The 23,689-nt window shown below is 40.4% G+C and carries 26 protein-coding genes and 1 pseudogene; all 27 read left to right on the top strand.

The genetic code is table 11. From position 1 onward, the window contains the following. The first annotated feature begins 35 nt into the window (after positions 1–35). The gene (locus HNQ56_RS23415) at positions 36–746 is read left to right on the top strand and encodes a virulence protein (protein ID WP_429150893.1); all 711 of its coding nucleotides are present in this window, start codon (positions 36–38) and stop codon (positions 744–746) included. Beyond that, complete coding sequence (locus HNQ56_RS23410; protein ID WP_429150891.1) at positions 730–1,125, top strand: DUF4314 domain-containing protein; 396 nt, start codon at positions 730–732, stop codon at positions 1,123–1,125. The genes HNQ56_RS23415 and HNQ56_RS23410 overlap by 17 nt, the downstream gene beginning before the upstream one ends. Beyond that, positions 1,125–1,307 carry a DUF5049 domain-containing protein gene (locus HNQ56_RS23405; protein ID WP_429150889.1) on the top strand — a complete coding sequence of 61 codons (183 nt, stop codon included), beginning with the start codon at positions 1,125–1,127 and terminating at the stop codon, positions 1,305–1,307. The genes HNQ56_RS23410 and HNQ56_RS23405 overlap by 1 nt, the downstream gene beginning before the upstream one ends. 62 nt (positions 1,308–1,369) lie before the next feature. After that, the gene (locus HNQ56_RS23400) at positions 1,370–2,974 is read left to right on the top strand and encodes a terminase large subunit (protein WP_429150887.1); all 1,605 of its coding nucleotides are present in this window, start codon (positions 1,370–1,372) and stop codon (positions 2,972–2,974) included. An 89-nt stretch (positions 2,975–3,063) separates the two neighbouring features. After that, positions 3,064–3,558, top strand: a complete 495-nt coding sequence (locus tag HNQ56_RS23395; protein WP_429150885.1) for an HD domain-containing protein — start codon at positions 3,064–3,066, stop codon at positions 3,556–3,558. Between the two features lie 108 nt (positions 3,559–3,666). Then, the gene (locus HNQ56_RS23390; RefSeq protein ID WP_429150883.1) at positions 3,667–4,947 is read left to right on the top strand and encodes a phage portal protein; all 1,281 of its coding nucleotides are present in this window, start codon (positions 3,667–3,669) and stop codon (positions 4,945–4,947) included. After that, positions 4,919–5,593 (top strand): head maturation protease, ClpP-related, encoded by a 675-nt coding sequence (locus HNQ56_RS23385; protein WP_429150881.1) that lies wholly within the window; start codon positions 4,919–4,921, stop codon positions 5,591–5,593. Before HNQ56_RS23390 ends, HNQ56_RS23385 begins: the two co-directional genes overlap by 29 nt. 13 nt (positions 5,594–5,606) lie before the next feature. Then, a complete protein-coding gene (locus HNQ56_RS23380) occupies positions 5,607–6,806 on the top strand; it encodes a phage major capsid protein (protein ID WP_429150879.1) in 1,200 nt (399 codons plus the stop codon). Positions 6,807–6,821: 15 nt separating this feature from the next. Further along, the gene (locus tag HNQ56_RS23375; RefSeq protein WP_429150877.1) at positions 6,822–7,184 is read left to right on the top strand and encodes a hypothetical protein; all 363 of its coding nucleotides are present in this window, start codon (positions 6,822–6,824) and stop codon (positions 7,182–7,184) included. 4 nt (positions 7,185–7,188) lie between these two features. Continuing rightward, on the top strand, positions 7,189–7,509 hold the full coding sequence (locus tag HNQ56_RS23370; RefSeq protein WP_429150875.1) for a head-tail connector protein: 321 nt from the start codon (positions 7,189–7,191) through the stop codon (positions 7,507–7,509). A 2-nt stretch (positions 7,510–7,511) separates the two neighbouring features. Continuing rightward, positions 7,512–7,847 (top strand): phage head closure protein, encoded by a 336-nt coding sequence (locus HNQ56_RS23365; protein WP_429150874.1) that lies wholly within the window; start codon positions 7,512–7,514, stop codon positions 7,845–7,847. Position 7,848: 1 nt separating this feature from the next. Next, positions 7,849–8,271: an HK97-gp10 family putative phage morphogenesis protein gene (locus HNQ56_RS23360; protein WP_429150928.1), complete on the top strand. Its 423-nt coding sequence runs from the start codon at positions 7,849–7,851 to the stop codon at positions 8,269–8,271. After that, positions 8,268–8,621: a hypothetical protein gene (locus HNQ56_RS23355; protein WP_429150873.1), complete on the top strand. Its 354-nt coding sequence runs from the start codon at positions 8,268–8,270 to the stop codon at positions 8,619–8,621. Before HNQ56_RS23360 ends, HNQ56_RS23355 begins: the two co-directional genes overlap by 4 nt. 3 nt (positions 8,622–8,624) lie before the next feature. Continuing rightward, positions 8,625–9,224, top strand: coding sequence for a major tail protein (locus HNQ56_RS23350; RefSeq protein WP_429150871.1), 600 nt, complete (start codon positions 8,625–8,627; stop codon positions 9,222–9,224). Positions 9,225–9,226: 2 nt separating this feature from the next. After that, entirely contained in the window at positions 9,227–9,631 is a 405-nt protein-coding gene (locus HNQ56_RS23345; protein ID WP_429150869.1) for a hypothetical protein, read from the top strand. A 202-nt stretch (positions 9,632–9,833) separates the two neighbouring features. Then, the gene (locus HNQ56_RS23340; RefSeq protein ID WP_429150868.1) at positions 9,834–12,386 is read left to right on the top strand and encodes a phage tail protein; all 2,553 of its coding nucleotides are present in this window, start codon (positions 9,834–9,836) and stop codon (positions 12,384–12,386) included. Between the two features lie 9 nt (positions 12,387–12,395). Next, on the top strand, positions 12,396–13,247 hold the full coding sequence (locus HNQ56_RS23335) for a phage tail family protein (protein ID WP_429150866.1): 852 nt from the start codon (positions 12,396–12,398) through the stop codon (positions 13,245–13,247). Positions 13,248–13,250: 3 nt separating this feature from the next. After that, positions 13,251–15,515, top strand: a complete 2,265-nt coding sequence (locus HNQ56_RS23330; protein WP_429150864.1) for a siphovirus ReqiPepy6 Gp37-like family protein — start codon at positions 13,251–13,253, stop codon at positions 15,513–15,515. Between the two features lie 28 nt (positions 15,516–15,543). After that, the gene (locus HNQ56_RS23325) at positions 15,544–16,047 is read left to right on the top strand and encodes a hypothetical protein (protein ID WP_429150862.1); all 504 of its coding nucleotides are present in this window, start codon (positions 15,544–15,546) and stop codon (positions 16,045–16,047) included. 11 nt (positions 16,048–16,058) lie between these two features. Further along, positions 16,059–18,527 carry a hypothetical protein gene (locus HNQ56_RS23320; RefSeq protein ID WP_429150861.1) on the top strand — a complete coding sequence of 823 codons (2,469 nt, stop codon included), beginning with the start codon at positions 16,059–16,061 and terminating at the stop codon, positions 18,525–18,527. A 63-nt stretch (positions 18,528–18,590) separates the two neighbouring features. Then, a complete protein-coding gene (locus tag HNQ56_RS23315) occupies positions 18,591–18,983 on the top strand; it encodes a phage holin family protein (RefSeq protein WP_429150926.1) in 393 nt (130 codons plus the stop codon). A gap of 14 nt (positions 18,984–18,997) precedes the next feature. After that, on the top strand, positions 18,998–19,702 hold the full coding sequence (locus tag HNQ56_RS23310) for an N-acetylmuramoyl-L-alanine amidase (RefSeq protein ID WP_429150859.1): 705 nt from the start codon (positions 18,998–19,000) through the stop codon (positions 19,700–19,702). Between the two features lie 206 nt (positions 19,703–19,908). Continuing rightward, positions 19,909–20,763 (top strand): HDOD domain-containing protein, encoded by an 855-nt coding sequence (locus tag HNQ56_RS23305; RefSeq protein ID WP_429150857.1) that lies wholly within the window; start codon positions 19,909–19,911, stop codon positions 20,761–20,763. Between the two features lie 329 nt (positions 20,764–21,092). Next, positions 21,093–21,524, top strand: a complete 432-nt coding sequence (locus tag HNQ56_RS23300) for a helix-turn-helix domain-containing protein (protein WP_429150855.1) — start codon at positions 21,093–21,095, stop codon at positions 21,522–21,524. Then, the gene (locus HNQ56_RS23295) at positions 21,517–21,693 is read left to right on the top strand and encodes an SHOCT domain-containing protein (protein ID WP_429150854.1); all 177 of its coding nucleotides are present in this window, start codon (positions 21,517–21,519) and stop codon (positions 21,691–21,693) included. Before HNQ56_RS23300 ends, HNQ56_RS23295 begins: the two co-directional genes overlap by 8 nt. A 44-nt stretch (positions 21,694–21,737) precedes the next feature. Further along, entirely contained in the window at positions 21,738–23,309 is a 1,572-nt protein-coding gene (locus tag HNQ56_RS23290) for a recombinase family protein (RefSeq protein WP_429150852.1), read from the top strand. Then, positions 23,294–23,593 (top strand): annotated as a pseudogene (locus HNQ56_RS23285) (recombinase family protein); the annotation flags it as partial. The gene HNQ56_RS23290 and the pseudogene HNQ56_RS23285, both read left to right, overlap by 16 nt. Between the last annotated feature and the right edge of the window lie 96 nt (positions 23,594–23,689).

Here is a 23,689-nt window from a genome sequence, read left to right as displayed (position 1 = left end):
TGATATATGTAAGTGCAAAAAACAAGGAGGATTACATGATGGAAGTTAAATACAACGCCATAGGTAAAGAAAGAAAATCATTAGTCACGGCTATTTGTGATATCACAGGATTAAAATCAAAATACAAAGGAATGCCAACCTACGCATATGAAATTGATTATTTCACAGTAGACAAGGAAGGTACACTTATTTTTGATGATAGGGCAGATAGTAATGAGATTGAAATATTGCTTGAGAAACTTGGTGAAAAAGGCTTTGTGGCGGAAATAACCGAAGAATCAAACAATGCTACCAATACTACAGAAGAAGCGCCACAAAGCGAAACTGTGGGGCTTACAGTGGCAATGCCTGCAACCTACTTTGATGAAGGCACCATGGAAAACCTACAGCACATCATCGAGGCAAAAGGAAACCTTATCAAAAAGGCACTTGGAATAGATAGCATTCCGATTCACAAGGATGATGAGAAGGTTTCTTTCCCTTGGTTCTCATTCATGCCTAATGATAGTGATATGGTTGCAGCCTACACACACTTCATTTACAGCATTTGTGAAATGGCAAGAACCCAAAAACGCATCAGTGCAAAAGGGAAGGCGGTAGACAATGAGAAATATGCATTCCGCTGTTTCCTGCTTCGCTTAGGCTTTATTGGTGACGAATACAAAAAAGAACGCAAAATTCTACTACAGAACCTTTCGGGTTCATCCGCTTTCAAAGGAGGTGTCAAGAATGAGATTTCCAAGTAGAGAAGAAGTTGAAAGAATTCGAAAACAGTATCCTATCGGTATTATGGTAGAGCTAGTGCAGATGGATGATCCACAAGCACCTCCAATCGGAACAAAAGGGATTGTTCATGCGGTTGATGATATTGGAAACTTAATTATGAAATGGGAGAATGGATCAAGACTGAATGTAATAATAGGTGAGGATATTGTGACAATTATTCCTGCCGTAACAACTATCTGTTATGGCAGAAAGGACACTTGGAAGACAAGAACCGAGGCAGAAGAGTTCTTCCTTAAAGCTATGATGCTGAGCGAAGGCAGTGAACGGGAACGATACACCAAGATTTATACAGAATTGAAAATGGGAATGATAATCTGCACCGACGAGGAGGAGTCATGATGGAAAAGACAATAAAAAAGCAAATTCTAGCTATAAGGGATACAGGTGAAACCAATATGTTTGACATTCCTGTTGTTATCGATATTGCAGAACGTGATGGGTACTATGAATTGATTGATTACCTATCTGAACGTAGGGATGACTATATTCGCTTTATTCTTACTGGTGAAGTCAGAGAATAACAAATGACATGAATGGGAAGGAACTCTGCACAAGGGTTCCTTTTTCAATATTGAGGGAGGTGGTGGCAATACGAAAACTCAAAACATACAAGCCAACCATCTTCAAGGCAGATGGTTCAGTATATAACAAGGATACTGCCAATAAAGCGGTGTCCTTTATTAATTGCTTAAAGCATACGAAGGGTGAATGGTATGGTCAGGCTTTTGAATTAATTGATTGGCAGGAACAAATCATTAGAGATGTCTTTGGTATTATGAAGCCGAATGGTTACCGTCAATTCAATACCGCTTATATTGAAATTGCTAAAAAGCAAGGTAAGTCTGAACTTGCAGCGGCAGTAGCACTACTCCTTACATGTGGTGATTTTGAGCATGGAGGAGAGGTGTATGGCTGTGCTTCTGACCGTCAGCAAGCCTCTATAGTTTTTGATGTGGCGGTTGAGATGGTAGAGCAATGTCCAGCCCTAAAAGCCAGAATAAAGCCAGTTCTTTCTCAGAAGAGGCTAGTATATAAACCGCTTGGTAGCTTCTACCAGGTTCTTTCTGCTGAAGCATATACAAAGCATGGTTTAAATGTACATGGAGTTGTATTTGATGAGCTACATGCACAGCCAAATCGCCAACTTTTTGATGTTATGACTCACGGTTCTGGGGATGCAAGAAAGCAACCACTGTACTTTCTGATTACGACTGCAGGAAATGACACGCATTCAATATGCTATGAGGTACACCAGAAGGCTAAGGACATCCTAGAAGGGCGAAAGGTTGACCCTACTTTTTACCCAGTCATTTATGGTGCAGATGAAGATGATGATTGGACAGATCCCAAGGTATGGGCGAAAGCCAACCCCTCGATGGGCATTACTGTTGATATTGAAAAAATACAAATCGCTTGTGAGAGTGCAAAGCAAAACCCTGCAGAAGAAAACTTGTTTAGGCAACTACGACTAAACCAATGGGTGAAACAATCTGTACGATGGATGCCTATGGAAAAGTGGGATAAATGCTCATTTGTAACAGACCCTAAAAGCCTTGTAGGTAGACAATGCTATGGTGGATTGGACTTATCATCTACTACGGATATAACAGCGTTTGTTCTTGTCTTTCCACCAGAGTATGATGATGACAAGTATATTATTTTACCTTACTTTTGGATACCGGAAGATAATCTTGACCTAAGGGTGAGAAGGGACCATGTTCCCTATGATATCTGGGAGAAGCAAGGGTTCTTACACACCACCGAAGGGAACGTGGTTCACTACGGATTCATTGAAAACTTCATTGAAGAATTAGGATTACAGTATAACATTAGAGAGATTGCCTTTGACCGTTGGGGAGCAGTTCAAATGACACAGAACCTTGGGAATCTTGGTTTCACGGTGGTTCCTTTTGGTCAAGGCTTTAAAGATATGAGTCCTCCTACAAAAGAGTTAATGAAGCTTACCTTGGAGGAAAAACTGGCACATGGTGGGCATCCGGTACTTCGTTGGATGATGGATAACATTTTTATTCGAACCGACCCAGCAGGAAATATTAAGCCGGACAAGGAGAAATCAACGGAGAAAATAGATGGTGCAGTAGCAACCATTATGGCACTTGACCGAGCAATTCGAGGTGGTGGAACAAGTAATTCAGTTTATGATGGAAGAGGTTTATTAATTCTTTAATATCCATGGGCTCTGTGGTATAATTTGCTTATTATCTATAAGCACTACTAAACGTAGAACAAAGTACAGCTAATTCATGGAGGTAACCTATGTATAAAGAAAGAATTATTGAAGAAATGAAAGAGGTTTTTAAAGTTATCCCTTTCGGAATAGAGCATACACTTAAAGTATTAAAAAATGCAGAAGACATAATGAAAGGCGAAAATATCGATGATGAAGAAAAAGAATTAATTTCTATAGTTGCTATATTGCATGATATCGGTGCAGTAGAAGCACAAAACAAGTACGGCTCTATAGAAGGGCATTATCAAGAAAAAGAAGGACCCGCAGTAGCTCGGGAGATATTAGAAAAACTTGGTTACAACAAGCATATTGATAGGATTTGTTTTATAATTGGTAACCATCATACGCCATTTAAAATTGATGGAATAGATTTTCAGATACAATGGGAAGCAGATTTATTAGAAAACTTATCGGTTATGGATATTAAAAAAGAACAGCAAGAAATAAAGAAATGCATTCAGCAAAATTTTAAAACTGAGACAGGTAAAAGAATAGCATATGAGCGTTATGTTTTAGAGTAATTTATTATCTTGTATGTGACTCAACAACTATATAAATAATTGTTTTTGGAGCATCTGGCAATCAGCAGGTGCTTTTTTTCATACCTATTTTTAAGGAGAGTGATGCAGATGGGATTATTGACAAGTATATTTAAGGCTCGTGACAAGCCACAAGATCGAACCTATGGAAGTAACTATAGCTTCCTTTTTGGAGGTACAACAAGTGGAAAACCTGTTAATGAACATACAGCCATGCAAATGACTGCGGTCTATTCTTGTGTAAGAATACTAGCAGAGGCAGTGGCAGGACTTCCGTTGCACCTATATAAATACACGGATAGCGGCGGTAAGGAGAAAGCACTATCTCACTCGCTGTATTTTTTGCTTCATGATGAACCAAACCCTGAGATGAGCTCATTCGTTTTCCGCGAGACGATGATGACTCATCTTTTATTATGGGGAAATGCTTACTCACAGATTATACGAAATGGAAAAGGTGAGATTATTGCTCTGTATCCGCTTATGCCTAACCGTATGAGTGTTGACCGTGATTCCAATGGTTTTCTTTATTATACCTATACTAGATATTCCGATGAAGCACCTACGATGAATGGTATGACAGTCACACTAAGAGCAAGTGATGTGTTCCATATTCCAGGACTAGGATTTGATGGGCTAGTAGGATATTCTCCGATTGCTATGGCCAAAAATGCCATTGGAATGGCGATTGCCTGTGAAGAATATGGAGCCAAATTCTTTGCAAATGGCGCTGCACCCGGCGGAGTTCTTGAACATCCGGGAACAATAAAAGACCCTCAAAAAGTAAGGGATAGCTGGAATGCAGCTTATCAAGGTAGTCGCAATTCCCATCGTGTTGCTGTACTTGAGGAGGGTATGAAGTACCAACCGATTGGTATTTCACCAGAGCAGGCACAGTTTTTAGAAACAAGAAAATTTCAAATTAATGAAATCGCTCGAATTTTTCGTGTACCTCCACATATGGTTGGTGACTTGGAAAAATCGAGCTTTTCTAATATTGAGCAACAATCCTTGGAGTTTGTAAAATACACTCTTGATCCATGGGTAATAAGGTGGGAACAGGCGATTAGTCGAGCTCTATTAAATTCGGAAGAAAAGAAACTCTATTTTTCCAAGTTCAATGTGGATGGATTGCTTCGTGGTGATTATGTATCGAGAATGAATGGTTATGCAACCGCTAGACAAAATGGATGGATGAGTGCAAATGATATCAGAGAACTTGAAAATCTTGACCGTATCCCTACTGAACTAGGTGGTGATTTATATCTAATCAATGGCAATATGACCAAACTTGCGGATGCGGGAGTATTTGCAAAAAAGAATGGAATGGAGGGAAAAGCGAATGAAGAAGTTTTGGAATTGGGTACGTGATGCAGATACACGAACCCTCTACCTAAACGGTGCAATCGCAGAGGAGAGTTGGTTTGAAGATGAAGTTACTCCCGCCGCTTTTCGAGCAGAGCTAATGAGTGATGAGGGTGACATTATTATTTGGATCAATTCGCCTGGTGGGGATTGCATCGCAGCATCACAGATTTACAACATGCTGATGGATTACAAAGGAAATGTAACAGTAAAGATTGATGGCATTGCAGCATCGGCAGCATCCGTTATTGCGATGGCAGGAACAGAAGTATTCATGGCACCAACTTCACTCATGATGATTCATAATCCTTTTACCATAGCCATTGGAGACAGTGAGGAGATGCAAAAGGCCATGTCAATGCTCGATGAAGTGAAGGAAAGCATCATCAATGCTTACGAAATCAAAACTGGACTATCCAGAACAAAACTGTCCCATTTGATGGATGCAGAAACTTGGCTTAATGCTCATAAGGCCATCGAGCTTGGATTTGCAGATGATATTTTATTCAAAGCAGAGGCGAGTCCGTTACAAGACAGCTTTGTATTTAGCAGAAGAGCAGTGACCAATTCACTTATGAACAAACTTAAGAAACCAATTGCAACACAGTCAGTCGAGCCGCTTTACGAGCGGCTTAATTTATTGAAATATTAGGGAGGAAACGATTATGAGTAAAATTCTTGAACTGCGTGAAAAGCGCGCAAAAGCATGGGAAGCAGCAAAGGCATTTCTGGATTCAAAACGTGGAAATGATGGACTCGTATACGCAGAGGATGCCGCCACCTATGACAAAATGGAAGAAGATATTGTAAACCTTGGCAAGGAAATCGCAAGACTAGAACGCCAAGAGGCTCTAGAAGCAGAGTTAAATAAACCTGTGAATCTGCCTCTTACAGGAAAACCAGCACTTCCAGGGATGGATACAAAGACGGGAAAAGCTAGTGATGAGTACAAAAAGGCATTCTGGAATGTAATGCGTAGTAAAAATCCTCGTCATGATGTGCTAAATGCACTTTCTATTGGTACGGATTCGGAAGGAGGATATTTAGTACCGGACGAATTTGAACGTACCTTGGTTCAAACGCTTGAGGAAGAGAATGTATTTCGTAAACTTGCAAAGATTATCCAGACTTCAAGTGGTGACCGTAAGATCCCTGTAGTTGTGACGAAAGGAACTGCGGCATGGCTTGATGAAGGAGAAGAGTTTGATGAAAGCGATTCTGTATTCGGGCAGACATCAATTGGTGCCTATAAGCTTGGTACTATGATTAAAGTTTCGGATGAGCTTCTCAACGACAGCGTATTTAATCTAGAGAGCTATATCTCTACAGAGTTTGCCCGTAGGATTGGTGCAAAGGAAGAAGAGGCATTTTTGATTGGAGATGCGGATGGAAAACCGACAGGTATTTTTAACAATACAGGCGGTGCACAGGTTGGAATTACTGCTGCTGGAGCAACCGCAATTACAGCCGATGAAATCATTGACCTGGTGTATTCACTAAAAGCACCATATCGCAAAAATGCGGTGTTCTTAATGAATGATGCAACTGTTAAAGCAATCCGTAAGCTAAAGGATGGTCAGGGACAATATTTATGGCAGCCATCGTTAACAGCGGGTACCCCTGACACCCTGTTAAATCGTCCCGTTTATACTTCTGCCTATGCACCGATCATGGAAGCAGGAGCTAAGACAATTGCATTTGGTGATTTTGGATACTATTGGATTGCTGACCGACAAGGTCGTTCCTTTAAGCGTTTAAATGAGCTCTTTGCAACCACGGGTCAAGTTGGTTTTCTTGCAAGCCAGCGTGTGGATGGAAAGTTGATTCTTCCGGAAGCGATTAAAGTGTTGCAACAGAAGGCTTAATAGGAGGTGCTATCTATGAGTTATAACACAAAGAACTACACCGAGCAGGGCGGTGAAAAGACCGTTATCGGAGGTATTCTAGAAATCAAGGAGGGGGCCACAGTTACTGGCCTCTCTGCCTCCCCTCTTTTGGCAGCAAGCGATTCTACTTTAGGTGGGGTTATGGCAGAAGCAAAATCAGAATCCGATACCGTATCCGTAAAAATCGGAGAGGATAATAAGTTATATGTTCCAACGTATCCTACGGAACCTGAAATTCCAGTGGCGGAGCATCAAGCAGATAGTAGTGCAGAGACTTTAGAAGACTTAGTAACGGATTTTAATGCTCTGCTTAGTAAGCTAAGAACCGCAGGAATTATGACGGAAGATACACCTTAAAAGGATGGTGGTGGAGATGACACTATTTGAAAAGGTGAAAGCAAATCTCATCCTTCAGCATGACCGCGATGACGAGCTTCTTCAGATATACATCACCACTGCCATCGCATATGCTGAGAGTTATCAGCACTTAAGTGAAGGGTACTATAACGAGAATACAATGCCACCGACTACCGAGCAAGCCATTATAATGCTGTCATCTCACTTCTATGAAAGTAGAGATGGCAGCACGGGTGGCTTTTTTTCAGATAATGTACAGGCTGGAGCGCAGGTTTGGAATACCGTAAATTTGTTACTTCGGCTTGATAGAGATTGGAAGGTGTAGGGATGAGCTTTGGCAAAATGAATACTCTAATTCATCTTATATCAGTGGAAACAATAAAAGATAGTGAGGGCTTTGGTACGGTTAGTGATACGATTATCGCATCTATACAAGCGTATAAGGAAGAACAGCATGGGAATGAGAGATGGGCAAATAGGGCAGCGTTTTCTGAAGCGACCGCTCTTTTTCAATTTCGCAAAATACCTAACGTTGAAGTCTCTACCAAAATGGTAATAAGCTGTGGGGATGAAAGATATGAGATTACAAGTGTAGAGGATGTAAAAGGAAGAGGTATGTATATCGAAGTCTTAGCGAAGAAGGTGGTGGCGAGTATTGGCTAAAGTGGACATAAAAATGCCAGAGGATTTTCTACAAAAGCTATCTAATCTTGGTAATAAGACAGATGAGATTATTCCAAGGGTACTTGAAGTAGGAGGAGAAATTGTAGCATCAAAGGTAAAATCAAATCTCCAAGCGGTTATAGGAAGTGGCACCAAAGAAGTAAGCCGATCCACTGGTGAGCTTGTTTCCTCTTTGGGGGTCTCCCCTGCCAAACAAGACCGGGATGGTAATTTTAATGTGAAGGTAGGCTTTCAAGAACCACGAAGAAATGGAGAAAGCAATGCTATGATAGCAAATGTCATTGAGTATGGTAAATCTGGTCAGCCACCAAAACCTTTTTTAAAGCCAGCAAGATCCGCCTCTAGGAAACCCTGTATAGAAGCAATGAAACAGAAATTTGAACAGGAGGTGGAAAATATATGAGTATGTTAAGTGAGCTTAAGCAAATAGGAGAATTGTGCGGTATTCCTATAGAAACAGGTGTGTTTTCTGGTGTTCCTCCGGATTCCTATCTTGTACTTACACCTTTGATTGATTTGTTTGAGGTTCATGCAGATAACACACCAGGCTATGAAGTTTTGGAAGCTCGTCTTTCCTTATTTGTGAAAGGTAGTTATACAGATATAAAAAACACGATTATCCGCACTCTTTTGGGTGCGGATTTTACGATAACAGATCGCCGGTATATTGGCCATGAAGATGAGACTGGCTATCATCATTATGCCATTGATGTGGCAAAACCATATCAATATGAATTAGAAATGGAGGAATAACCTATGGCAACAATCGGTCTTGATAGACTGTATTATTCAAAAATAACGGAGGACACGAATGGTGAGGAGACCTACGCTGTCCCTTCCGTACTAGCAAAAGCCATCACTGCTGAATTATCCGTGGAGTTGGTAGAAGCGATTTTGTATGCGGATGATGGTGCTGCTGAGATTGTGAAAGATTTTAACAGCGGTACACTCACTCTTGGTGTGGATGACATCGGACCAACCGTTGCAGCGGATTTAACGGGTGCATCTACCGATGATAACGGAGTATTAATCTCTGCTAGTGAGAATGTTGGTACACCTGTCGCAGTGGGATTTCGTGCACAGAAAGCAAACGGAACCTACCGTTATTTCTGGCTCTATCGTGTAAAGTTTGCCCTACCCGCTACAAATCTCCAGACAAAGGCGGATTCCATTACCTTTTCGACACCTACCATTGAAGGAACGGTTATGCGAAGAAATAAGCTGGATGGGCAAGGAAAGCACCCTTGGAAAGCTGAAGTTACAGAGGGAGATGCGGGTGTATCGGCAGCTACTATTACAGGTTGGTTTACCGAGGTTTATGAGCCGGTATTTACACCAGAACCAGAGGAGGGGTAATCATGGACCAGGAGAGAAATGCGCTTATTACCATTGATGGGAAAGATTATGAACTCATTCTCACAACAAGAGCTACAAAAGCGATTGCCAATCGTTATGGTGGACTAGAAAACCTTGGAGAAAAGCTTTTAAAAACTGAAAATTTTGAGATGGCGCTGGATGAAATTGTATGGCTTATTACCTTACTTGCAAATCAGTCTATTCTAATTCACAACTTAAAAAATAAGGAAAAGCCACTGGAGTTGCTTTCAGAAGAAGAGGTGGAACTTCTTACCACACCACTTCATTTAGCAGCATATAAGAATGCAATTACGGAGGCAATGTTTAAAGGAACAAAACGCAATGTAGAAAGTGAGGAAGAAAGCATCGCAAGAGGTGCTACATCAAAAAACGTGGAAGTCGGGTAACGGACGCTGAAGTCTTTACCCGGCTTCTTTACTATGGAACCGTTCAAATGGGTATGAGTGCAGAGGAATTTTGGCTTATGCCCATTGGTTTGTTCTTTGATTTATGGGCTTGCCATAAGCAGTGGCATGGTATTGAAAAACCAAAGAAAACACGAACGATTGATGACATTATTCCACTAGGCATATAGGAGGAGGTGAAGGCATGGCAGACAATTTCGGATTGAAAATCGGAATCGAAGGCGAGCGTGAATTTAAGAAAGCGCTTACGGATATCAATCGAGCATTCAAAGTCCTAGGTAGCGAAATGACGCTTATTACCAGTCAGTTTGATAAAAATGATAAATCGATACAGGCACTCACGGCTCGTAATACCGTCTTAAATAAGGAAATCGATGCACAAAAGGATAAAATAGCAACCTTAAGAGCTGCTCTTGATAATGCCGCCTCCTCCTTTGGTGAAAGCGATCGCCGCACCCAGAATTGGCAAATCCAGCTTAATAAAGCACAAGCCGAGCTAAATGGTATGGAGCGTGAATTAGCGGATAACAATAAAGCCTTAAGCAGCCATGCAGACAGCACAGATGATAGTACTCAGAACATGGAAGATGCCGCTAGTGCTGCACAACAACTAGCAGATCATGTGGATGATCTAAGCGGTGAGATGGACGATGCGGGTAAAAAGACATCGGTATTTGGTGATATGCTTAAAGCAAATCTTTTGTCAGAAGCAATCATCGGTGGTATTACTGCATTAGGTAGCGCCATTGCGGGAATTGGAAAAGCGTTTGTTGGTGCTATGAAAGATGGTGTTGAATACAATGCTCAAATGGAAAGCTATACAGCATCCTTTACAACAATGCTTGGTGATGAGGCAAAAGCGCATAAGCTGGTAAATGATTTGAAGAAGGAAGCGGCAGCAACACCTTTTGGTATGCAGGATTTAGCAAGTGCCGCACAGACACTGATGAGCTTTGGAATGACAGCAGAAGAAGCTCAAAAACACATGAAAGAACTAGGTGATATTTCTCAGGGTAATGCGCAGAACTTTGAATCTTTGACCCTAGCATTTGCTCAAATGTCCAGTACAGGAAAACTTACTGGCCAGGACTTGATGCAGATGATCAATGCAGGATTTAACCCTTTGGAGGAAATTTCTCGTAAAACAGGTAAATCCATTGGTGAGTTAAAGGACGAAATGTCTAAGGGAGCCATCAGTGCAGATATGGTAGCTGATGCATTTGCTTCTGCGACCTCAGAAGGTGGCCGTTTTTATGGTGCAATGGAAACGCAGTCAAAAACCTTTTCTGGGCAGATGGCCACTTTGGAAGATGGGGTGGCATCGCTAAAAGGTCAGTTAGCGGAAGGCCTAACTGGTATGCTCTCTGGAACCGTACTTCCTATGGTAAATGATTGGGTTGATGAGTTATCAAGGGCATTTGAAAAGGATGGAGTAGAAGGGCTAATTGATGCTTTCAGTGGTATATTGCAAGAAGCGATTGCTTTTATTTCAGAACAGCTTCCAATGATAGTAGACATTGCATCCACAGTAGTTCTTGCATTGGTACAGGGAATCACGGAGGCGTTGCCTCAAATCACAGAAGCGGCAGTCCTTCTCTTAATGACACTGGTTCATGGCATTTTAGAAACCTTACCTTCCTTAATTACTGCTGCAGCACAGATGATTGCTACATTGGTACAAGGAATAGCGGAAGCATTACCACAGGTAATACCGGCTGCGGTGCAGACAGTGATTGAACTAGTTAAGGGACTAATTGATAGCTTACCTTTGATATTAGATGCAGCATTACAGTTAATCCTAGGTTTGGCGCAGGGTATCCTAGATGCAATACCACAGCTGATTGATGAACTACCAGCCATCATAGAAGCAATTGTAAACTTTTTGATTGAGGCGATTCCACAAATCATTGATGCCGGAATCGAGCTCTTGGTATCTTTGGTTACGGCTTTGCCTGAAATTATCTCAAGTATTGTGAAAGTATTACCACAGATTATCAATGCCATTATTAAGGCAATTATTCAGTCCATACCACTTTTGATACAAGCGGGTATTGACCTTTTGGTATCTCTAATTAAAGCATTGCCACAGATTATAAAGGAAATAGTAACAGCCATTCCAAAGATTATTGATTCTCTTATCAATACCATGATTGATAACTTACCTCTCATTATACAAGCCGGAGTGGATTTGTTCCTAGCCCTAATAGAGGCCTTACCAACGATTATTATAGAATTGGTAAAAGCAGTACCTATCATTATTTCTTCCATCATTGGTGCATTTTTAGAAAACCTTGGACAGATGAGTGATCTTGGTAAGGAGTTAATACAAGGCTTATGGAAGGGTATCTCTGATGTGTCTGGCTGGCTTTGGGATAAGGTATCGGGGTTCTTTCGTTCCTTAACAGACCGAATTAAAAATTTCTTTGGTATTAGCTCTCCTTCGAAACTATTTGCAGGACTAGGCTTTAACATGGGTGAGGGTATCGGTGTCGGATTTGAGGATGCCATGACATCGATTGCTCGTGATATGCAAAATGCCATCCCTACGGAATTTGACCTAGATACCGATTTGGCAATCACCGGTATACAAGGTAGGCGTTCAAGCTATGGACTTACGGAATCAGGAGGCACTACGATTAATCAAACCATATCGGTAGTAACACCGAAAGCATTATCTGAAAAAGAACTAGCGAGAGAGTTTAAGAACTTATCTCAAAAACTAGCAATGGAGTATTAAGGAGGGACTATGGAACTAACCTATATTAATTCGGATGGAGAAAGCCTAACCCTAAGACATAGGAAGCCATATTTTTTAGAGAAATTAGATGGTACTGGGAGCATTCGTAATACCGTTACAACCTTTAAAGCACCGGAACAAGATGGCGCTTTTTATGTTTCTTCCACACTTGATATGAGAAACATCACCATTGAGGGGACTATTTTGGCGGCAACAGCAGAGGAAGCCTATGAACTGCGTCAGAATTTCCTAAGGTTCTTTAGTCCGAAAAAGTCGGGATTGCTAACATTGAAAGAGAAACAGATTCCCTGTGTTTTAGAGGATGTTACTTTGCGCGTGTCTTTAAGAGAACGGATACCTAAATTCTTTTTAAGTTTACTTTGTCCCTCTCCATTTTTTGAAACCTTAAATGAAGTTCGAGAGGAGCTTGCTAACTGGAATGCATTACTTGAATTTCCTTTAGAGATACCAGAGGAAGGTATTGAGTTTGGCTTAAGACAGCCTAGTCAGATTATTACGGTTAAAAATGTGGGTGATGTACCATGTGGATGTGAAATTATCTTTAAAGCTACGGGTCCTGTGACAAATCCAGAGCTTTTGCACATGGATACAGGTGAATTCATTCGAATTCTCACCTCAATGAGCCAGGGAGATGAGTTTCGTATCTATACACATTTTGCAGGGAAAAGGGTAATAAGCAAGATTAATAATGTAGAGAGTAATGCCTTTTATCTATTAGATACGGATTCAAATTTCTTTCAACTCACACCGGGAAAAAACAACCTTCGTTATGATGCAGAGGTCAATTTAGAACTGTTGGATGTTTATATCTATTACCGTCCACAATTTCTGGGGGTATAGCGTATGGAACTATATGTCTTTAATCAAAACCGTGCTTTAATTGGCATCGTTGAGTCCTTTGAATATCTAAGGTGGACTAGGAGGTATTCTCAGTGTGGTGCTTTCGAATTAAAAGCGATCGCTTCTCCTGAGAATACAACATTACTCCAAGTAGGGAATTACATCTGGAAGAATAACGATGAAGAAGCTGGATTAATTGAATATTTACAGTTATCTCAGATCGATAAGGAGATGATTACGGTTAGTGGAAGGTTTGCTACTGTTTTACTTGGCAGGAGAATCATATGGAGTACAGAAAAATTAGATGCTGATTTTTCCATCTGTATTGGTCAGCTGATTAACAATCATGTGATATCACCGCTTGATCCAGACCGCCAAATCAGTAATATAAACTTTTCCTCACCGTTTCTAAACATCCCTGTGAAACAACAAATATCCTATAGCAATCTGCTAGATAAAATACAGGAGCTATGTGATGCGGCTTCTGTCGGTATTAAGACCGTGTTTCAACCAAAGACAGGGAATCTCACTGTAACACTATATATTGGAGCACCATCTCAAGCGGTATTTTCAAAGGAGTATGAGAATCTTTTAGACCAGACCTTCACCAAAAATACAGCCAACTATGTCAATACAGTTAAGATTGGTGGAGAAGGAGAGGGTGAGGATGGGCGCTACTTTGTCTATATTACAAATGAGGAAGGTGAAAACCGTAGAGAAGCCTTTGTGGACGCTAAGGATCTTCGCATGGAAGATTTTCCAGTAGATTATGAGGAAGCCTTACTGTTTCGAGGGCAGACGAGATTGGCTGAACTAGCTATGTCAAATTACTTTGATGTGACCATTAATAACCACAGCAATTTAGTCTATAAAGAGGATTATGACCTTGGTCAAGTAGTTCAAGTCATCTCAAAAAAATGGGGTGTATCCATGATGGCACGAATCGTAGAAATAGAAGAAAGCTATGATGCGGATGGACAGAGTATTCGTGTTACTTTTGGCAAAGCCGAGTTGACCATCGCACAAAAAATAAAAGCGGATTTTAGTCATGTTCAAACAACACTTGGTGCTTCAACTGGAATTCAGGAGCTGATGGAAAAATCAAATAATTGGAATAACCTACAACGATTTGCTGGTGGAGTCATGATAAGTTCGGCTAAACTTGCGGCAAATACATCAACAGCAGGAGGTAATGATCCTACGCAGCCAAAATACTGTCATGTGGCAAGGGTAGTAATCAACGGAGCCTTTAATCGTATCTCATTTAAGTTTGATTACTTTGGTACTGGCACCACTCCCAAAATAGGAACCATCGAAGGATATGTTTATTCAACATCATCCTTTTCTACCTTTTCCATTCAGTCCTTTGTTCAGGCTTATGTAAAGGATAAAAGTCCATTTTTACCAACGGATCTAAAGATTGTGAAGTCTACTAGTCCAACACGAGCCATATGGGATATTTATGTTTGGCTTTCTGATTATGGAACGGTGTATATCAATGGCTTATATTCTCTTACGGAATCCGGTGATTTAATCGTAGATCCAAGGGATGGAGCATTGCTACCTTTGGTTAATCTTCCAACCGTATCAAGCACCTTTTTATATAACAGTGAGACATTTACGGTTTCTGCTGTTGATAATGGAATCGTTCGCACCTCTCCATTTAGTGAGACGGGAGAATTGAATGCGATTATATTACCCAACCGTGATATTAGCCTTACGTCAGAGAATAATCCATTACAGATTGGTGCATCAAGTGGAGTCAATATGGTTTTTGATGGTAACGAGATAATGACCAGGAACAATGGCTCACCATCACCGTTATATCTGAATTTAGATGGAGGACCCGTGTGCGTAAATGGTACTGCAGCAACTGGTATTGTTTATGGTGGCGATACTGGATGGCAATTTGTTCAGGATGGGGATTTTCAAAATGGTTTTAGTGTTTACACGAGTGGTACCGCACAGCGTCCTCGATATCGAAGAGTTGGTCTTACGGTTAACTTATTTGGTGCATGTTCCCCACCTGCTGGGGCAACCATCAATTCCGCTTCTGCGACTACCATGTTTACATTACCAGAAGGCTTTCGACCACCCTATGATTTTCGAACCTTATGTCAGGGTTCGAGTACAAATAAATGGCTGTTTGTAATAAATGCAAATGGACAATGTACCGCAGCTCGTTATGGTACGGATACCTACCCACCAAGCATTACAGGAAATGAATGGCTTCCGTTTAGTGTTTGCTTTTTAGTGGACCCAGTGTAACCAACATTGATAAAGGAGTGGATTTGAAATGGAGAAGAGTGGATTTTTTAATTCCTCGGGAGGAGACCGCGTGTATGATGCGACTGACTTTGCTACCTATTTTGGAAGCCTGGTCTCTAACGGGATTTTTTATACAGATACTTCAAACTTAATGGTAGCACCTGTTTCGGGGATGACAGTTAGTATAGCAACGGGAAGTGCTTGGATTAACGGATATCGATATGAAAATACAGATGCCCTTAATAAGACGTTAACAACTGCAAACGGGTCGTTTCCAAGAATTGACCGAATTGTTGTCCGGTGGAGTTTGCTTGAGCGTAGTATCATAGTAGCAGTACTAACTGGAACAGCAGCTGCTACACCAACTGCTCCAACACTAACCAGAAATAGTGATGTGTACGAACTTTGCCTTGCTGAGATCTTGGTTCCACAGGCGGCTACATCCATCGTAGTAGGAAACATAACAGATACAAGGTTAAATTCTGCTCTTTGCGGGACAGTAAATTCCTTGGTAACCGCCGTGTATGAGTGAGGTGAAGATGTATGGCAACTTATCAAGCTACGAATGCCTGTACTTGGCGTGATGGAAGCTATATTCCTTCCACCACAGATAACATTCGTCAAGGGGTGTATGAATCCTATGGTCAGTGTGTAGGAGTTATGATTTTTAATCTAAATACAATAAGAAACCAATACAAAGACTACTATCCAACAAGTGCTACTCTTGAGCTTACACGTTTAGCGGGTGGTTCTTGGGGCAGTGACCGAACAATGACATTGTATGCAGGAAATCAGTCGGGTATCCCTTCTGTAAACTCATCAACGAATGTCGTGGCTCCACGTCCTAGTAAAGTGACCTCTGGATACAACTATATGGTATCAGCGGGACTGGGAGATAAAGAGTTTCACATTGCAACGGCTTTAATTGATTCCATTGGAAGTGGTGCGAGTAATTGCCTCTTTATGGATGGTGGTTCTAGTACGGTAAACTATATATCCTTTACAGGAAGAAACGATCTTACCAAGGTTGTTCTTAACGTTACTTGGGAAAGCCGAACAACAGGCGCTGGAGCACCAACTTCTTGTTTGGTAAACCAAACCATTGCAGAAGGCAATGTAACGCTATCCTGGAGTGGAGCAAAGGCGGGTACGAATAATGCTATCACATCCTATGAAATACAATATAGTGAATCGACAAACAATAGCACTTGGAGTAGTTGGACAGCATTAACCACGATAACCTCATCAGCGACCAGTGGGAGTTTATCGGTTGCTCCCCCAACAACAAGAGGAAATTTCCGTAGGTTTCGTGTTCGGACACGGGGAGCTGCTGGTAGCTCCTATTATTCTACTTGGAAGGTTTCTACTAACTCGGTACGAAAGAATACCCTACCATCCGCTCCTAGTGCAGCAGTAGCCACTCCGGAAGTCTATAGCAATGAAATCATAACACTTATATGGTCTGGAGCAACAGGAGGTAGCAGTTCTATTAAAGGATATCGAATATTAAGCCGGACTTCTACCGATAACAGCACTTGGAGTACTTGGGAAGAACTTACTACATTAAACTTGAATGCTAGTAGTGGTAGTTACCAGCCAATGGTTTCTCATATTTCAGGAGTTTATACACAGTTTGCTATTGTCACCATGGATACCTTAAATGCTACTTCTACGATGAAGTTAAGTAACGTTATTTATTGCAATAACACAGCCTGTGTTGAACCGTCCGTATTTGCATTAAATACAACAGTAGCAGAAAACACGGTGGTGCTTTCATGGAGTGGGGCGGCTGGAGGAGCTGGTAATACTCTTATAGGTTTTGAGATTCAGTACAGCGATTCCACGGATAATAGTAACTGGGGAGAGTGGATGAACCTAGCTACCTTTTCCTATTTAACATCAAGTGGATCGATAAGCACCAATCCAGCTAACACACGTGGTGATTATCGAAGGTTTCGAATTCGAACGCTTGGAGCTGCAGGAGAGTTATATTACTCACCTTGGAAGGTTTCTTCCAATACCGTAAGAAAGAATATATTAGCAACACCACCCACAAGTCTTGCCGTTTCCCCTACTTTATATGAGACACCAATCGTTACCCTAGCTTGGAGCGGAACAATCGCTGGAACCAGTCCGATTAAAAACTATATAATCCAGCGTAGTACCTCCTATATGGAAAACCCGCTATGGTCATCGTTTGAAACCGTTGCAACCATTAATTCTAGTGATACTGGCGGGAGTTATACATTAGAAGCTGCAAATAGCCCCGGGACGGCTTCCAGGTATCGTATTGGTGTAACAGATACCTTGGATGCAATTTCTTCCTATGTGGTCAGTAATACGATACGAAAGAATAGTAGACCAGAGGCACCTACCGTTGTTTGTCCGATGCCGGGAAGTTCTACTTATCATACCACACCGAACTTTTTAATTACTACAGGGATAGAACCGGATGGCCAAACGCAGATAGTAGAAGTAAAGATAGATAATGGAGCGTGGTATAATACGGTGGATCATCCAGAAAAATTTTCTACCAATGGTTATCTTGGAAATCGAGTGAACACTATTTTCCAAACAGATGCTTTAGCAGTGGGGAGCCACAATGTTACATTTCGAAGCCTAGATAGTGATTTGATGTCATCAAGTCCAGAGGCAACGCTCACATTTTCTGTTCTTCCATCGCCATTTGAAACAATCATGCCAAATGTAACACACGTGAAAGCATCCCATATCCAAGCTCTTAGAGTTGCAACGAATACGATTCGTCAGTTCCATCACATGACACCTATTACTTGGGGTGAGGGGATTATGGCTGGAAGGACAGCAATCAATCGGTGGCAAGTTCATATCGTGGAGATTCGAACAGCACTTGAACCTGTGATTGCTATGATCAATGACTTTGATGCTTCTACTACCTTTGATATTCCAACAATAGCATGGCTACCAATGGGGTCTGGACGTCCAAGAGCGGATGTCATGCAACAGTTACAAGATTTAATAATAATTCTATAGTAGCATTTTGCGTCCCACTTTACGGGTCGCTATTTTTATAATTTTGGAGAGGAGGTTTTGATGATGAAGGATATTTGGAATTGGGTGCAAGTTATATTCACAGCAATTGGTGGCTTTTGTGGTTGGTTCCTAGGTGGCTTTGATGGGTTTTTATACGCATTGGTTGTGCTGATGGTGGCAGATTATATCACAGGAGTTATGTGTGCGATTGTTGATAAGAAATTATCCAGTGAGATTGGGTTCAAAGGCATCTTTAAGAAGGTGCTCATTTTTATTATGGTCGGTATTGGCCATATCATTGATATTAATCTAATCGGAGAGGGTAGTACAATAAGGACAGCAGTTATTTTCTTCTATTGCTCCAATGAGGGCATCTCTATGTTAGAAAATGCTGGACACTTAGGTCTTCCGATACCACAGAAATTAAAAGATATCCTAGCGCAATTACATGACTAAGGGGAGGATAAAAAGTGAACCTACACAAACTGATTTTAACAAAGAATGCTTGTTATAAAGTAGGTAAAACCATTAATCCAAAAGGGATTATGGTACATTCAACTGGTGCAAGTAATCCATGGCTTATGAGATACATTGCTCCAGATGACGGACTGCTTGGTAAGGATCGATACAATAACCATTGGAATCAAGATAAACCAGGAGGAAAGCAAGTATGTGTTCATGCCTTCATTGGTAAATTAGCAGATGGATCGATAGCCACCTACCAAACATTACCGTGGAACCATCGTGGGTGGCATTGTAGTAGTGGGTGGAAAGGGTCTGGTAATGACACACATATCAGCTTTGAGATTTGTGAGGATAACTTAACCGATAGATCATACTTTCGTAAGGTGTTTAAGGAGGCAGTAGAGCTTTGCGTGTATCTTTGTAAGCTATATGGTCTGAATGAAAATAATATCATCTGTCACAGTGAAGGATATAAACTTGGTATAGCCAGTAACCATGCAGATGTGATGCACTGGTTTCCAAGACATGGTGAGACCATGGACTCTTTTAGAAATGCAGTAAAAGATGGGCTTATGGCAGAAGAGGAGAAGGAAGAAAAGAAATACTACCGGGTTCAGGTCGGTGCTTTTACTTCTAAATCTAATGCTGAAGTCTTGCTAGTCAAAGCTAAGAAGGCAGGATTTGTTGACGCTTATATAAAATATATTTGATTACATTAACACCCGAGGAGTTAATTAAAACACTTCGGGTTATTTTTATGCTCTTTAGGGAGACAATTGTAAAGCCTTACTAATTATCGACGGATTATTCAACATATAGTAGATTTTTTTTGTACAATAGCGTATCATTATGTGTTAAAATAATAGCAGTAATAATGGTATCTCGTAAATTTAAAATTTTGCTGTGGGGGTTAAATATGGATGAACATAAAATTATTAGTCTAATCAAAGCTTCGGGGCATTTGCCACAAATACCGAAAGACTTCGGTGAAATATTAAAAATGCTTTTAGAACCTGTTGAATATAATATAGACCAATGTGTTGAGAATTTCTCACGTTTTCCTCAATTAGAAGTTGTTCTGATACAGGTACTGAATTATAATTCTAAATTAAATCGTGAAATAAAGACGGTTAAAGATGCTATAAACTATTTGGGAGCTAAAAATGCAAAAATCATAGCAATATCTTATGTTACAAGATTGTTATTACCAGATAATAAGGGAAGATCAAAGCTCTTCAAAAATAACAAATATTGGAAACATTGTATTGGAACATCACTTGCTGCCTATTTGATCACAGATGAAACTAAATTATGTAATAAAGATAAAATGTTTACCTATGGATTAATTCATGATATTGGAATAACGGTATTGGATATTTGTTTGCCAGATTATTTAGATAAAATTTATGAGTTACAACTAAAAGGAATACATCAAATTGTAGCAGAAAAAATAGTTCTAAATGGATTAACGCACGCAGAGGTTGGTATGTGGATATGTAAAGAATGGGGCTTACCCGATGAAATAGTAGAAGTGGTTGGTTTTCATCATTCGCCATTGCTTGCAGAAAAATATGTAGATGAAGTTAAAATAATGCATTTGGCTGATTCTATCAGTACAAATTACTATGAAAAATTATTAGGTAATGATACTACTTTCATTTATGCTGAAAAAATAATGGAAGCATTAAATGTTGATAATGTATTTATTGATAATATTATAAAGAAACTGCCATCTGAAATTGGTAAATTGAGTAGAAGGATTATATTGTAATTCCTATTACAATAAATTCAATAAATTAGTGTTTCGCCACGTGGAGACCGTTTCTCTGCTAGAAGCACAGTAAAAGTGAGACTTCAGATATTCATATAGAAGAAGAGAAGCAAGAAAAGAAAGCCAACGCTGAAACAATACTTTCCAAGGTCAAGGCTGCTGGATTTGACGATGCAAGCATTAAAATAGAATAGTCTACTGTTAAAGCCGCTGGGTGATTTATTTCACTTGGCGGCTATTTCTTTTGTGAAAATTTCCGTCCAAATCAATAATTTCTGTCCTTAGGAAGTTAGAGGGATAATTCCTCAACGATTGGAGGTGCTATTTCAATGACGAAAGAACAGAAATTACAAATAGCAAAATTACGTGCTGATGGGTATGGATATATTAGGATTGCTCAAACACTTGGTATCTCAGTAAACACAATAAAGTCATTTTGCAGAAGAAACCAGTTAACAGGCAAGACAACAGTGGATATACCAAAAGTGCAAGAGCAAGTAGCTGAAGGTAAGCATTTTTGCAAGTGCTGTGGTGTTTCTATAGAACAGAACCAAGGAAGGAAAGAGAAAAAGTTCTGCTCAGACAAGTGCAGAATGGAGTGGTGGAACAACAATCTTGATAAGGTAAAGCGAAAAGCTGTGTATGAATTTACTTGTCCTCACTGTAAAACGCAATTCAAAGTCTATGGCAATTCCCGTAGGAAGTATTGTAGCCATGAATGCTATGTGGCTGACCGATTTGGAGGTGGCCGGGATGAGTGAAGATCAATTTAGAAATGAAAAGCTCTATCAGACCACAATGAGTGTTGCTAGATCAATGCTAGAAAACGGTATGATATCCGAGGAGGATTATCATGAATTTGATACAATTATGCTAAAGAAATATCGCCCAATTTTCGGCACATTATTCTCTGACATTCACTTGAATTAGTAGGCCTTTAGAGTGATATATAGTGTTGGAAAGGAGTCGATGCTATGCGAAAAATCAGCAAAATAGGAGCAGCTATACCGAAGCTAAAACCAAAGAAAAAGGTGGCTGCTTATGCCAGAGTATCCAAAGATACAGAAGTGCTTTTACATTCCTTTTCAGCACAGATTAGTTACTATAGCACTTTAATACAAAAAAATCCGGAATGGACTTATGTTGGTGTTTACGCTGATGAAGGAATTACTGGTACCAATACAGAAAAACGTGACGATTTCAAGCGTCTTGTTGCAGACTGCGACGCAGGAAAAATCGACATAGTGCTTACAAAGTCAATAAGCAGATTTGCAAGAAATACGGTAGACCTCTTGGAAACAGTTCGTCATCTGAGAGACATTGGAGTAGAGGTGCGATTTGAAAGAGAAAACATCAGCTCTATGAGTGGGGATGGCGAATTATTGCTGACCATTCTGGCATCCTTTGCACAAGAAGAAAGCAGAAGTATGTCTGAGAACATAAAATGGGCCATCAAAAAGGGGTTTGAAAAAGGAGAACCTCATTCAGCGAGCAGAGCCTTTGGTTATGAATGGGACGGTGACCAATACATAATTGTTCCCGATGAAGCTGAAGCAGTTAGGTTTATTTTTGAGCAATACCTTGCTGGCACTTCAACACTTCAGTTACCAAAGCTACTTAACAAAAAAGGGGTTGTGGGTATAAACGGAAATCCACTAACGAGGGCATCCATCAAAGATCTACTACAAAATGAGATTTACATTGGAAACCTAGTGTTGCAGAAAAGCTACTCACCCAAGATACGAAAGAAAACTCTGAATTATGGAGAACTACCGAAGTATCGTGTGGAGGAAGCACACGAACCAATTATCAGTAAAGAACTATTCGAGGAAGTGGAGAGAGCTCGTGTGGAGCGTGGCAAAACAGCACCAAATAAAAACAAGCAGATTACTTGCTTTACTGGTAAAGTCCAATGTGGCAAATGCAGATACAAATGTAGCCGCCGGAACATTACTCACAGTAAAACAACAGAAAGAAGTTCTTATAAGAGATGGACATGCAATGCTCGGGAAACCAAGGGAATCAAATTCTGTGATTTACATCCGGTCGATGAGGATTTGCTTCGGACAGCTTCAGCACATATATTAGGAAATAAGGAGTTGGATGAAGAACGATTTCAAAAGGAAATTGATAGGATCCTAGTTTTCGATGGTAGGATAGAATTCTACTTTAAGAATGGAAAGATTAAGAAATGGGAAAGGGATTATTCCTCAATGCCGAGGGGAAGAACATGCTTTACAGGAAAGATTAGATGTGGCAAATGCGGATCCAAATGTATTAGAAATCCGATTGCTCACAGCAAAACAACTATCCGGGAATATTACGAGAGGTGGACTTGTGACGGCCAGAGAAAGCATAAAATGGCTTATTGTGACCTGAAATCATTAAATGAGGATGAGCTAAGAATGGCTACGGTAGCCTTGCTAGGAGATAAGGCAAATTACGAAGTGAGGTTCATCCAAGAGGTGGAAGAAGTCATCCTTTTTGACGACAAAGCAAAATTTAATTTCAAAGATGGGAGGAAACTAGAATGGCAAAGAGAGTAACCACAATTCCGGCTACCATAAGCAGAGTTACTGCTCAGCCGATTGGTAACGCAAGGAAACGAAGAGTGGCGGGATATGCTAGAGTATCAACAGAACTTGAAGAGCAACAAACCAGTTATGAGGCTCAGATGGATTATTATTCGAACTACATCCAAAGCAGAGATGATTGGGTCTTTGTAGGAATGTATAGCGATGAAGGTATCTCAGCTACAAGCACTGCCCGTCGTGAAGGATTTAAACAGATGGTGGAAGATGCTTTAGAAGGAAAGATTGATCTTATCATAATGTTATTCGGCATTTTACCTGATCTAGATTTCTTCTATTTCATGCAAATAAAAAGAAGGTACTGAATAAAAGATTCTGTTGCATTTTGCGTCAGA

This window comes from Anaerotaenia torta, from assembly GCF_050433395.1.
Classification (GTDB): Bacteria; Bacillota; Clostridia; order Lachnospirales; family Lachnospiraceae; genus Mobilitalea; species Mobilitalea torta.
Note: the sequence above shows the minus strand (reverse complement) of the source record. Positions and strands in the feature narration are given on the sequence as shown.